Source organism: Rhodococcus sp. NPDC055112, from assembly GCF_053607505.1.
Window position 1 is genome coordinate 18450 of record NZ_JBSGTR010000044.1, and the last position, 12617, is coordinate 31066.

Below are 12617 nucleotides of genomic sequence, written 5' to 3' on the forward strand. Positions count from 1 at the left end.
GCGGCGCGACCGGTCACGCGAGGTGCGGCGCGTGCACCCACGGTGCGGTGCTGACCTCGACCTCGAGCGCGGAAGGGCCTGCGGCGGCCCGGATCGATGAGGTGGGCGGCGCCCAGACGGCACCGCTGAGCTGCATGAAGATCGCCCGGTCCGGGTCGCCGCCGAGCAGGTAACACAGGTCCGTGTCCGTCCGGAACTCGCCGGTCGCGTGTGGACCGATCCGCTGCGGAGGCGGCGGCTGCACAGGGCTCGGTGGCCCCTCGTCGAGCAACAGTTCCTCGTTGGTCGTATTGACGACCCTGACGGTCATGCATGTCATCGGAGTCACCTCGGTTCATCCGTCCCACATGTCTATCGTTCGCGCTGACTCCATCGTGACACCCCACACCGACAACGGCACCAGTAGTCGACTACGCGCCCGTCGGCCCCGCGATCAGTCCTCCGCGAGCAGCAGGGCGACCGCGCGTTCCGCGACCGCGGCGATGGTCTTCGACGGGTTCCTCCCGATCGCCCGCGGTATCACCGCGCCGTCCATGACGTAGAGCCCGTCCTGCCCGAACACCCGGCACGCGTGATCGACGACCCCCGCCGCGGGCGCGGCCGCCATGTTGCATCCGCCCAGCGGGTGTGGCGTCACCAGGGCCCGGAATCGCTTCCAGGTGAGCAACGGGTTGGGCTTGCCCCCGGTCGCCTCGGTCAGCAGCGCGTGCATCTCGGCCATGGCCCCGATCGCCGTCTCGGACCGGTGCGGATTCCAGTCCAGCTTCACCACCCGCCGCCACGGCCGCACCCGGCCGCGACCGAGGTAGAAGGAACCGTCCGCCGCGTCGACCGACTGGCCGAACCACGGCATCACCGAGTCGAACTCGCTTGCCCGCGACAGGCGCAGCCACATGCGACGACGCAACGGTGAGCCGACCCCGTCGCGCAGCCGCTGCTCGAAACAGTTCCGCAGCAGGTTCGGGATCCCACCGTCCTCCACGAAGTACCGCCCGCCGCGCGCACCGTCGAGGAAGTCGATGGCCGAGGTGATCGTGGGACCGGAGGTCGGCGCCACCGACGTGCGGCCGTACCCGGCTGGGGTGAGGAAGTCTCCGTTCGAGCTCCACCCGCGGCCGAGTGCCCGCGGCAGGTCCGCCAGCGTCCGGTGCTCGTCGCGCGAGCGCAGCAACAGTTCCGTCGACCCGAGCGACCCGGCGGCGAGGATCACCCGGCGCGCCGTCACCGAATCCGGCCTGCGGCGACCGCCGTCCAGGTGATCGAAATGCACCTGCCAGCCCTCGTCCTCCCGCGAGAGATACCGCGCAAGGGACAGCGGCGCGATGACGGCACCGGAGTCCTCCGCCGCCGCGAGGTAGTTCAGGTCGAGGGTGTTCTTCGCCCGCGTGGGACACCCGACGTCGCAGCTGCCGCAGTGCACGCAGGTGCCCTGCTCGCGGCCATGGGCGTTGGGCGCCGCGACCGACCTCTCGTACTCGGGTGTCTCGGCGGGCGCCGGCGTGAAGCTCGGGTCGAACCGGATCGCCAGGGGCACCTTCTGAAAGCGCTCGCCCTCCCCGATGGCGTCCGCGGCCCGCCGCATCAGCTCGAGGCGGGCGGTGTGCTGGCCCGCGGGGATCTCCATCGGGGTCAGCATCTCGGCGACGTCGCGGTAGTACGGCGCCATCTCCTCGGCCGTGATCGCGGACGGCCAGCCGGAGGCGAATGCCTCCGGCTGGGCATCGATGCACACGTTCGCGTAGATCAGCGATCCCCCGCCGACCCCCGCGCCCTGCGCGACGACCATCTGATCAAGGAACCGCAGCTCCAGCCAGCCGTTGCGCCGATGCGGGGCGCGGGGATCGAACAGCCACGCGTCGCCTGGCCTGCGCGGATAGTCCTCCGGCTCCCATCGCCTGCCCCGCTCGAGCACCAGCACGCTGCGCCCCGCCGCCGCGAGCCTGCACGCCGCGACCGCGCCGCCGAACCCGCTGCCAACGACCACCACGTCGTAGATCACGGCGAGCCGTCCGGCACGGTGCCGTTGGGGATCAGGAACGGCACCTCGATCAGGTGCGGGCGCAGCGGTTCGACGGGGTCGATGACCCGCTGACAGCCGTCCGGGAGGTCAAGGCTCACCGACCCGGTCCGGCGGAACCGACCCCGGGGTGCCGGGTCGTCGCGGGACTCCACGCCCGGCGCCGCCACCCAGCCGGTCGATGGTGCGCGCAGGCCGATCGGATAGACACGCAGCCCCTGCGCGGAGATGTGAATCCGGAGGAAGGACTTGTAGCCCTCGATGCCCTGCGCGGAATAGACCTCCAGATTGTGCATGCCCAGCAACTTGTGGGTCAGGAACAGGTACAGACCGAAGAGCGTGCCGCAGTACAGGTAGAGCGCGGCCAACGAGATCGGAACGCTGAGCCACCAGTCCAGGCCTGCCCGCAGTACCGCCCGCACCAGCAGGAATCCGCCCGCCAGCAGGAGCAGCGCGTGCGCCCCGCCGACCGCACCCGCGGCGGCCGAGGGCATGCCGGGTGCGCGACCGCTGACCGCGAACGCCGAGAACGCGGCGACGATGGCGAGGCACACCGCGGCCGGACCGAATCCCTGCAGGGTGCCGAGAACGCCGCCCAGGATCCCCGTGCTGCCGCCGCCCGCTCCCAGCAGCATCGCGGCGAACCCGGACAGCACGGTGAGCACGGCGGTGAAGAAGACGTTCGAGGCCGGGAAGCCCAACACCCCGCGTCGCAGCCGAACGGACTGCTGTTCCGTCGGGAAGGCCGTCTGCAATCGGGCCGAGCCGACGTAGGAGAGCCCGTCCGACATGGACACGTCGACCGGGGTGCCGATCGTGCCCTGGGTGAAGGCGCCGCCCCCGCCGCACACGATGTAGTGGCGTTCCTGCTCCCCCACGGTGCCGTGGTGGCGCACGTAGTGGTGGTGGTCGCCGCTGAGGACCAGCGGCACCTCGATGTCGCGATCGGGTCTGCGGGCCAGGTCCATGATGACGTCGAGCTTCGTGGCGGTCGCGGAATCCACTCGGCCGCCGGGAGTTCCGGCCGCGGCGTCGTCTATCCAGGTCGGGTTCGGGACGCAGAGGATCACCCGGTCGCCGGGCTCCAGTTGCTGCGCGCGGGCCCGGAAGTAGTCGTACTGAGGGGGGTCGAGGTCGTCCTCCAGGGCGGTGTCCACGCCCCAGACCCACCATCGGTGCGGCAGCTGCAGCGCGTAGTAACTGCGCCGCTGCTGCGCCTCCCATGCCCCGAACCAGGTTCTGCCGTCGGGTGATTGACAGAACTGCCGGATGAAACTGGTGAGGCCGTCGTACCAGTCGTGGTTCCCGGGGATGGCGAAGAGCCTGCGTCCCCGCGGCTGCGCGATCCGGGCGCTGCGCATCGGGTCGACCAGCCGGTGCTGGTACTCCTGACGCGATCCCGCGGGATAGACCTGGTCACCCCCCAGCAGCAGCACCTCGCCCGCGGGCAGCACGGTATGCCCGGGATCAGCGGTCGGCAGCCCCTCGGTCCGACAGTCGTCCGGCACCCGCTGCGGTACCGGCACACCCGGCTCCGCGACGACCAGTCCGTCCCGGCCGAGCAGCCAGGCGACGGAGGCGGTGGCGTTCCAACCGTCGCCGGTGTCCGCCATGTAGTCCAGCCAGATCTCTTCCGCACCCGTGCAATCCGCACAGAACGCCGGTTCTGCCTCGAGCGCGGCCATGATCTCGCGGCGCCCGCTCATCGAACCGATCACGGACGCCGCGACGGCCCGCGCGCCGAGGGCGACGAGTTGCCGGGCCTCGAACCAGCCCACCTTGCGCTGCGGGCTGATCGTGAGCCGCCCGGCGTCCATCCGATACGGCACGGTCATGCGCGCCGCCGCAGCAGGTAGGTGGAGATCAGTCCGCCCGCGAAGAACGCGACGAAACGCGCCGCGGCCGCCCAGCGGCGCCACATCGACACGCCACCGGTCACGGTCAGCGAGCCGAGCAACGCCGTGAAGGCCGTCAGGCGCAGCCGCAGCATCCCCGCCGCCACCACCGGGCCCTCGCGATCCCCCTCGTGCAGGGTCACCAACAGCGTGGTGGTGGCGGGCCACAACCGCCACGGACCCGCGACCCGGATCTCCTTGTGGCCCCGGAACCAATGCCTGACCCCATCGATGTCCACACCGAACTCGTAGACCATGTGCGTCATCCGCGCCTGCTCCGTCGGGGTGAACAGTCCGAAGCGCCCCGAGTCGGACTCGAATCGGCCACCGAGCGAAGGGATGTCGACCTCGCCGGACAGCCGCGCCTCGTGGCGCGGGTCGTCGAGGAAGGCGCCGAGGTCCTCGATGTGGATGGTCCCGCGCACCACGACACCGAACGCGCCCGGATTGCGATACCCCGACCTCGCGTCCGTCTCGCCGAGCGTGATCTGCCCGGTCATCGTCTCCCCGAACCGGATCCCGGCGACGGGCCTCCCCGACTGCCCGCTCACCGGTCCGCCCTTGCGTCGAAGGCGAGCCGGTAGAACCAGTACGCCACCGCCGCCCACTGGACGAACCACAGGACCACTGCGACGGAGCTGAGCGAGTCGGTTTTGTACGCGATGGCCGTCGCGGCCACCCCTGCGACCACCGCCACCCGCGACGGCCAGCCGAGGCCGCTCAGCCATTCCGTGCCCATCATCAGCAAACCGGTAAGCAACGCGATCAGCCAGAGCGCGAGGAACCAGCCGTCCGGCAGCGGCCGCGGACCGGTGGCCTCGTCGGAGAGTTCGGCGGCCAGTCCAGCCCCCATGAGCAGCGAGGCGCAGAGCAACAGCAGCAGGTGGCTCCACAGCAGCGAACGCGGCATCGTCAGCCCCTGTTCAGTTCGTCGAGGATGAAGGGGAAGACGTCCCGCGCGGCGTGCTTGCCGAGGAACACGTCGAGATGCCCGTACCCGTGCATCTGCTGGAACACGTGGCGCCCCGGCTCGATTTGCTCGAAGTAGTCGAAGGTCTTCGCCATTCCCGAGGGCAGGAAGGTGTTGTTCTGGTCGCCGGTCATGAAGGCGAACCGGGCATCGGTCTGCGGATTCTGCGCGAACAGGTCGCTCGGCAGCACATCCGGGTAGTTGCCCATCGTCACCAGGTGGCCTGCGGCGGCGCACTCGGCCATCTGCGCGAAGAAGGTGACCGGGACGAACCCGAACTCGCCCTTGATCCACTCGTGGGTCGCCTCGTCCAGGTTCTCGTGCGACCACAGCGTCGGGAAGGCACTGCCGTAGGTGAAGCTGCTGTGCTTGCACACCGCGTTGTTGCATTCGTGATGCGTCGCCCGCACCGCCCAGTCGAACACCTTGGGCCAGAACCCCGGCGCGTGCAGACCCCACTGCGGATTGAAGTAGGGCATCACCTTGCCGAAGGTGGCGACGGCGAGTGGCAGCTTCAGGAACGACAGGGAGGTCAGCTGCGGGTGCAGTGCCACCGAATTGCTCACCACCGTGGTCACTTCCGGCAACAGGCCGGAGACGATGGACATCATGAAGCTGGTCGAGCCCTGGCAGTGCACCACCGCCTTGAGGGTCTCGGCTCCGGTCCGCTCCAGTACCGTCCGCACCGCGGCGGGGTGGTCGTACACGGCCGCGTCGTCGAGGTGGTACTCGCTGGGGGCGAAGTCGATGCTGGCCCGCCAGTTGAGGATCCACACGTCGTAGCCGGCGCGGGCGAGGAACTCCGGCAGCGTGTCCTCCGTCGGCGGCGAGAAGATGTCGGCGCGGACGCTGGTGCCACCGATCAACAGCACCGGCCCCTCGCCAGGGGCGGTCGACCCCGGCAGCAGGTGCTTGAGGTTGAGCTCGCGCGACTCCTCCTCCGTGGTGTGGAAGGGGACGGTCTCGAACCGGGCCTGTCGCGACACGGACTGCAGGGGGCCGGGCGGCGCGAAGGCGGCACCGTCGAGACGCGCAGGATCGAGCCTTCTGCGCTGGGATCGCCGCATTGCGGCTCCGTTCATCGGAAGGGGCGGTTGTTGTCCCTTCCATTGTGTCGCCTCTGCCCGGTTACGGCGCGCGTAGTCGGCTACCTGCTTCCCACCCGGACCGCGTCCGCCAGCGCGGCCCGGTCCGCGACGTTCAGCTTGGTGCACGAACGGTAGATGTGGCCCTCGACCGTGCGGACGGAGACCACGAGGCGATCCGCGATCTCCTTGTTGGACAGGCCGAGCGCCACCATCGACGCGACCTCCCGCTCCCGCTCGGTCAGCGGCAGCGGCTTCGCGACCACCGCGAGAGCGGGCGTCGTGGCCCCGCACAGATCGGCGAGCCGCTTGGCATTGGCCGTCGAGGCGAGTTCGGCGCGACGGTTGCCTGCGCTCGCGTGCGCTGCCGCCGCCTGCGCCGCCGCGTCAGCGGCCGCGAGCAGGGCGCCCGCCTCCTCCACCTTCCCGGCGATGGTGTCCAGTGCATCCCCGTCGCCGCCCGCCAACGCCCTCGCGTGGGCGGCGGCGGCCCTGAGGAGGGGGCTGGGGACCCGGTCCGCGATCTCCGTCAGGCGCGGCGCGGTGGTCGCGTCCCCGAACCGGGTGGCCAGGTACAGGCACATCCCCTCCTGCGCGAGCAGTTCCGACCCGGCCGCGGCGTCGGCGCCCGCCCTGGCATGGGCGATCGCGCGCCTGGTGTCCGACTCGCTTGCCGCGACCCACGCCCTGGTCAGCTCCAGGTCGGACCGGAACACCTCGGTGTTCGCGCCGAACAGGCGCTCGGCGCGCACCAACTCCTCGCGGGCGTCTGCGGCCCGGCCGAGCGCGGCGAGGGACTGACAAAGGAACGCCGCGGACAGGAAGGCCCACGAGTAGCCGGTGCCCTCGAGAACCGCTGCCGCCTGGCGGAATTCGGTCTCCGCCGCGGCCAGCGCACCCTTGACGAACAGCACCCGGCCGAGCAGCACGCCACCGAGCGAGCGGCCCGGCTGCTGCATCTCGGCGAAGTCGACATAGTGCCGCGCGAGCTCCTCCGCCGCGGCCAGCTCGCCCGACATCGTGTGCGTGTACACCTGGCCGAGCCCGATGGTGAAGCGCAGCAGCCCGGTCTCGGACTCCGCCGCCGCCGCCAGCCCGCGCTCGGCGAACGAGGGGACCTCGTCGAACCGGCCCAGGTAGGCGGTGGCCAGGGCACCACTCGCGCCCGCCCATGCCTTCGCGAGCGGCAGCGCGACGGGCGAGTCGATCACGTCGTAGATGCTCACCGTCGCCGCCGCGGGTTGCGCGGCGTACACGGCGAACATCGCCTCGAGCGCATCCAGCAGGTTCACCGCTGCCGGATGCGTGAGCCTGGCACGCACCGCGGCCATCACCGAGGCGGCCTCGTCGGGCCTGCCGAGCATCCAGAACAGGTTCGCCGAACGGGGCAGGCACCACAGGAGCAGGTCGAACTCGCCGAGCGAGGTGGTGTCGATCGGGCCGAGCACGGCCTCGGCCTCGGTGCCGCGTCCCTGCCAGGCGAGCGAGTGGGCGAGCGGAAGGGCCGCCGCGAACCCGGCGCCCATCGCCATCGCCCCGCGCGCGAGCCGCTCACCGAGGACCAGTTCGCCGAGCGTGAGCGCGTCGCGGGCCGCGGAGATCAGCAGCTCGGCCTCCGGGGGCGAGTCGCTGTCCAGCGCGAGGGCGGCCAACCGGATCCGGTCGCTCACGTGTGCAGGCGGATGATCCGCGATCTGACGCGCCATCTCACCGCGCAGCCGCCGCGCGGCGAGAATGCCGGTGCCTGCGCGCACCACCTCGCCGTACAGCGGGTGCGCGAGCTTCACCGTCAGCCCGGAGTCGTCGCGGCGGCGCACCCGCACCAGGCCCGCGTTCTCCGCCGCCTCGACCGTCTCAGGGGCACTGAGCTTCGAGAGCACCTCGAGCGAGAGCGGCTCCTGAAACGCCAGCAGTTCCAGCACGTGCCGCAGCTCGGGGTCCAGGTGATCGATTCGCGACTCGATCAGAGTGCTCAGGTGTGGGCTGATCACGGTCTCGCCGCGGAGCTGCCACACCCCGGCGACCTCGCGCAGCGTGCCTGCCTCCAGCGCGCCCTCCACCACGTGCCGCAGGAACAGCGGATGCCCTCCGACATCACGAAGATCCGGTTGGCGCTCGACTCCTCGAGCGGCCCGCCGAGCACCGTCTCGACCAGCGAGACCGCCTCCGCCCGCGTGAACGGGGGCAGCTCAACGCGGGTGAGCAGGTTGTCCTTCCACAGGGCGGTGATCGCGTCCGGCACCGGCTCCCCGGTCCGGACGGTGACCACGAGGGGTGCGATCCGGTTGACGGCGAGCTGGTGCACGAACGTGGCGGACAGCCGGTCGAGCAGGTGTGCGTCGTCGACACCGATCACGATGTCGGCGCTGTCGGCGACGAGATGCTCCCTTGCCGCGCGCAGCACCGAGGCCGCGTCCATCGGGCTCGACACGCCGACGAGGTGGGCAAACGCCCCGAGCGGAACCGCGCGCGCCGACTCCGTGCCCGCGGCCCAACGCCGTTCACCGGCGAAGGCCCCGACGGCCGCCCTGGCCATGGTGGTCTTGCCTACCCCTGCGTCCCCGGTGAGCACGGCACCCCACGGGCCCCGCCGACTGCGCAACGTGGACACCACGGTGCGGAGCTCGTCGTCCCGATTCACCGTGGGCCACGCGAAGACCATTGCGAAATTCTAAGCTCTGGCGCTGAAATGCCGTTACTCAGTGATGAGAGTGCTGTTACTCCGCGATGAGAACGAACCCGGGCCGATGCGTAGGGCCCCCGTCGTCATCCGAGCCGTCGATCGCGGCGACGATCACCCCGACTCCGGTCCGCACCAGCGCCGAGCGGCTTGCCGGCTCCGGTGGGTTCTCGGCCGTGAAGTGGTCGAGCGGGTGCGTTCCGCCCTCGAGGGTGGCCATGTTGAACCAGGTCACGGCGAGCGTCTCGTCCCACGATTCCGGGCCGGAACCCGTCGGCAGATCCACGGTGAACCGCAGGGTGTCGGCCCGCGCGACGAGCCGGTCGGTCCTGGCCCTGCCGATCCGCAGACCGCGCGGCTGCACCTGGAAGCGCCGGGAGTTCAGCCCGGACGGCGTGCACATCTGCCCGATCCCGAGGTCGAGCAGTTGCCGAGCCGCCTCGAGGTCCGCGGCGCGTCCGGCATCGCCGTCACCGCGCAGCTCGGCCGCCGCGGCGACGAGACCTGACCTGCAGAACCGGATGGTTCGGGCAAGGGTGTCGGGGTGGTCGCGAGTCGTCGGCATCGTGATCTGCATGGGGATCTCCGGTCGGTTGGTCGGCTGACTTCGACGCTATTGCCGGGACGGGCCGATGACACGAGTAGTGGGGTACTCGTTATGTCCGCGTGCCCGGTTTGGTCGACCGAATGACACCTTCGTATCGTCTGGTTGTACGAATGTGACCTCCGGTCGACCGCCGACCCGAACCGGGAGCAGAACCTTGACCTGTCTCGTGCTCGCCTGCGGTGACGCGCCCATCCCGCCCCGGCTGGCGGAGCTCGCCACGGTCACCGCGCCCGCCGTCCCCAGCAAGCCGGACTTCGACGAGCTGCTCCCCCGGCTGGACGAGCTGGGCGAGCGGTCCACGTCCGCGCCCCGACTGATCGTCGTCGGCGAGGACGCCGCCCTTGCCGCGGCGCTGACCCGGCTGATGCGGAGCGAGCGGCTGTCCGTCGAGCTGGCCTACGTCACGGCGACGAGAACCGCGGCAACCCGGCTGTACCGGCTCCCGACCGGCTCCCCCGCCGCCGACCTGGCCGTACAGGGGCGGGCCGCGGCGCTACCGCTGGTGCGGGACGACTCGGGCACCGCGCTGGTCGGGCTCGCCTCCATCACCGGACCGGAGGGCGGCGAGCTCGTCGGCGAGACCTACGCGGACTCGACCCGACTGTTCTCCGGGACCGTCCGATCGGTGCGGGTCGCACCGACCCTGGCGGCTCCTGGCGTCCGGGCCACCGTCGGCCGCGGCTGGGGATTCCTCGGCCCGAGATGGACCAGCGCACGCGCCGTACAGACGGGCTCGACGGCCGCGGTCGTCACCAGGGACGGCGTCACCACGCCTCGCTCGCTGAAGCGGTGCAGCTTCTATCGGCATCCGCAGGACTGGTTACTCGTCCGCTGAGCTAATCGCGGTATCGCGGTTCGGGCGGCGCGGGTGCGGGCCCGAGTACCGACAGCCAGTGGTCGTACAGCTTCGTCCAGGTCCCGTCCGAACGCATCCGCTCGAGCGTCCCGTTGACGAAGCGGACAAGTTCCTCGTCCGCGATGTTGACCCCGACGCCGTACGGCTCGGGTTCCAGGCTGTCCCCGACGATCTCGAGGTACGGGTCCTGCGCCGCGAGACCCGCCAGCTGGGTGTCGTCCGCGGTGGCCGCGTCCACCTGCCGTTGTTGCAGTGCGACGAGACAATCCGCCCAGGTTTCGGTGGCGAGGACGGTGGCGGCGGGCTGGATCCGCTGCAGGTTGGCCAGCGAGGTGGTGTTGGGGACGGTGCACACCCGCTTGCCCGCGAGATCCGCGACGCCACCGATTCCCGACCCCTCGGTCACCAGTATCCGTTGCGCGGCGTTCAGGTAGACGGTCGAGAAGGCGATCCGCTCCGCACGGTCACAGGTGATCGTCATGGCGTTCACGATGAGGTCCACCGAACCGTCCCGCAGCGCGGGCTCCCGGTCGACGGTGTCGCGGATCTGGAACTCGACCTTCGACGGGTCCCCGAAGATGTCGCGGGCGATCTCGCGCGCGACATCGACGTCGAACCCCGCGATCTGACCCGAATCCGGATCGCGGAAGCTGAACAGGTTCGTGGACTGGTCGACCGCGACGATCAGCCTGCCGCGTTCGACGATGCGGGCAAGCGAACCGCCCGGCGGCATCGCCCCCGGCGTCGTCGGCGGTCCGGGCCGCAGGCTGGCGGTCGCGTCGCAGCTCGTCGGCGCCTGCGCGCTCGAGGGCTCCCCGCTGACCGGTTCGAGGACCTGCGCGCCGCCCGGCAGTGGCGGGCCGAACGTGGGGGTTACCGTCGGCTGCCTGTCGGGGGAACCCGATGAGCAGCCCGTGGCGGCCAGCAGCACACCCACCGCGAGCACCAGTGCGAGGAGGTGCGGCGGGTGTCCCGTTCCTCGTCTCGACATCACACCCCCAGCTGGGCAATGGTCGACGTTCGTACCCGTCATCTTTCCGCTCGGGGGCGCCGAGCGGAAGGAATCCGGCCGCACCTCGCCGGCCGCGACACGGATGCGGGTGATACTGGGCGCATGACCTTTCCCGGCGCCCCCACTCGGAGGGTCGCGATTCGCCCGAGCCCGGTCTTCTACGGCGTGCTCGCGCTCGCCGTGCTCGGCGGCGCGCTCTCCTGGAACGCCGCGCCCCGCTCGACGCTCGCGCACTTCGGTGTCTTCCTGCTGGTCATCGCGGGTTGGGTGGTGACGGTGTGCCTGCACGAGTTCGGCCACGCCTACACCGCGTGGCGGCACGGCGACGACGAGGTGGAGGCCCGCGGGTACCTCACGCTGAACCCGCTCAAGTACAGCCACCCGCTGCTCTCGATCGGGCTGCCGGTGCTGTTCATCGCGCTCGGCGGCATCGGGCTGCCCGGCGGCGCCGTCTATCTGCGCACCGCGGGCCTGCCTACCCGGGTGCAGCGGCAGATCTCACTGGCCGGTCCGGCGGTCAACGCCGCCGCGGCGGTGGTGCTGCTGGTGGTCATCCGGCTGTTCGGCGTCGGCAGCGAACACAGGGTGTTCTGGTACGGCCTGAGCTTCCTGGCGTTTCTGCAGGTGATGGCGACGGTGCTGAACCTGCTCCCGGTGCCGGGGCTGGACGGGTACGGGGCGTTGGAGCCGTCGCTGTCCCCGAAGACCCGTCGCGCCCTGGACCAGTACAAGGGCCTCGGCATCCTGTTCCTGGTGGCATTCCTGTTCGTGCCGTCGGTCAACCGGGTGTTCTTCGACGCCATCTACTGGCTGTTCGGCCTGTCCGGGGTGCCGGAGATCTGGGCGCAGTACGGCAACTACCTGATGCGCTTCTGGCTGTAGGCGGCTCCGCCGCCCGTGCGCGCTTGGTGAGTGCAGGGACTCGTCGAGCACTCACGGGCGGCGTAGCCGGCTAGCGCGGTACTGCTCGCCCGGGCGGATCCGCAGCCCCTCGATCGGCATCGCGCGTCCCGACTCGCCGCGCACCTCCACCCGCACCGGCTCGCCGGTGTCGTTCTCGACCAGGTCCAGCGGCGCGCCCCTGCCGTCCTGCAGGTACTTGTCGCCCCACTGCATCAGCGCCAGCACCGCGGGCAGCAGATCGCGCCCCATCTCGGTGAGCAGGTACTCGTGCCTGGTGCGCTGCCCCGGCTCGCGGTAGGGGCTGCGCTCGAGCAGGCCGGCCTCGGCGAGCTCGCGCAGCCGCGCCGACGCGACCGCCTCGGTGATCCCGACGCGAGCCGCGAAGTCGTCGAATCGCGTGGTGCCGTAGTAGGCCTCTCGCATGATGAGCATCGCCGACCGGGTGCCGATGACCTCCATCGCCTTGCCGATCGAGCATCGCGTGGCCCGCCAGGCGTCCCGGTCGGCCAGCACACCCTCCAGGTGAATCGCTCCCATGGCCCCATCGTACCCCTGGCTTGCGTAATCCATAGTCAGCTCGTAGCGTGCTGAC

At 70.8% G+C, this 12617-nt stretch carries 13 protein-coding genes; 2 read left to right on the forward strand and 11 right to left on the reverse strand.

The window, feature by feature from the left end:
* Positions 1–13: 13 nt before the first annotated feature.
* From ACWFRB_RS18500 to ACWFRB_RS18540, 9 genes are all read right to left on the reverse strand, one after another.
* Positions 14–319, reverse strand: a complete 306-nt coding sequence (locus ACWFRB_RS18500; protein ID WP_452642593.1) for a hypothetical protein — start codon at positions 317–319, stop codon at positions 14–16.
* A gap of 114 nt (positions 320–433) precedes the next feature.
* Entirely contained in the window at positions 434–1999 is a 1566-nt protein-coding gene (locus ACWFRB_RS18505) for a GMC family oxidoreductase (protein ID WP_452642596.1), read from the reverse strand.
* Positions 1996–3852, reverse strand: coding sequence for a metallophosphoesterase family protein (locus tag ACWFRB_RS18510; RefSeq protein ID WP_452642598.1), 1857 nt, complete (start codon positions 3850–3852; stop codon positions 1996–1998). Before ACWFRB_RS18510 ends, ACWFRB_RS18505 begins: the two co-directional genes overlap by 4 nt.
* Positions 3849–4463: a hypothetical protein gene (locus ACWFRB_RS18515; protein ID WP_452642599.1), complete on the reverse strand. Its 615-nt coding sequence runs from the start codon at positions 4461–4463 to the stop codon at positions 3849–3851. The genes ACWFRB_RS18510 and ACWFRB_RS18515 overlap by 4 nt, the downstream gene beginning before the upstream one ends.
* Positions 4460–4822 carry a hypothetical protein gene (locus ACWFRB_RS18520; protein WP_097210077.1) on the reverse strand — a complete coding sequence of 121 codons (363 nt, stop codon included), beginning with the start codon at positions 4820–4822 and terminating at the stop codon, positions 4460–4462. The genes ACWFRB_RS18515 and ACWFRB_RS18520 overlap by 4 nt, the downstream gene beginning before the upstream one ends.
* A gap of 2 nt (positions 4823–4824) precedes the next feature.
* Positions 4825–5949, reverse strand: a complete 1125-nt coding sequence (locus ACWFRB_RS18525) for a hypothetical protein (RefSeq protein WP_452642601.1) — start codon at positions 5947–5949, stop codon at positions 4825–4827.
* A gap of 80 nt (positions 5950–6029) precedes the next feature.
* Complete coding sequence (locus tag ACWFRB_RS18530; protein ID WP_452642603.1) at positions 6030–8030, reverse strand: LuxR C-terminal-related transcriptional regulator; 2001 nt, start codon at positions 8028–8030, stop codon at positions 6030–6032.
* Positions 7955–8629: an ATP-binding protein gene (locus tag ACWFRB_RS18535; RefSeq protein WP_452642605.1), complete on the reverse strand. Its 675-nt coding sequence runs from the start codon at positions 8627–8629 to the stop codon at positions 7955–7957. Before ACWFRB_RS18535 ends, ACWFRB_RS18530 begins: the two co-directional genes overlap by 76 nt.
* 55 nt (positions 8630–8684) lie before the next feature.
* The gene (locus ACWFRB_RS18540) at positions 8685–9224 is read right to left on the reverse strand and encodes a hypothetical protein (protein ID WP_452642607.1); all 540 of its coding nucleotides are present in this window, start codon (positions 9222–9224) and stop codon (positions 8685–8687) included.
* 184 nt (positions 9225–9408) lie between these two features.
* Here ACWFRB_RS18540 and ACWFRB_RS18545 point away from each other — a divergent pair, with 184 nt between their 5' ends.
* Complete coding sequence (locus tag ACWFRB_RS18545) at positions 9409–10089, forward strand: hypothetical protein (RefSeq protein WP_452642609.1); 681 nt, start codon at positions 9409–9411, stop codon at positions 10087–10089.
* A gap of 1 nt (position 10090) precedes the next feature.
* On the opposite strand, the gene ACWFRB_RS18550 is transcribed toward ACWFRB_RS18545, so the two are convergent.
* The gene (locus ACWFRB_RS18550; RefSeq protein ID WP_452642611.1) at positions 10091–11101 is read right to left on the reverse strand and encodes a glutamate ABC transporter substrate-binding protein; all 1011 of its coding nucleotides are present in this window, start codon (positions 11099–11101) and stop codon (positions 10091–10093) included.
* Between the two features lie 123 nt (positions 11102–11224).
* Between ACWFRB_RS18550 and ACWFRB_RS18555 the strand changes: the two genes are divergently transcribed.
* A complete protein-coding gene (locus ACWFRB_RS18555) occupies positions 11225–12004 on the forward strand; it encodes a site-2 protease family protein (protein WP_452642613.1) in 780 nt (259 codons plus the stop codon).
* A gap of 51 nt (positions 12005–12055) precedes the next feature.
* Here the strand turns inward: ACWFRB_RS18555 and ACWFRB_RS18560 are convergent, their stop codons facing one another.
* Positions 12056–12562, reverse strand: a complete 507-nt coding sequence (locus tag ACWFRB_RS18560; RefSeq protein ID WP_452642614.1) for a winged helix-turn-helix transcriptional regulator — start codon at positions 12560–12562, stop codon at positions 12056–12058.
* Positions 12563–12617: the final 55 nt, after the last annotated feature.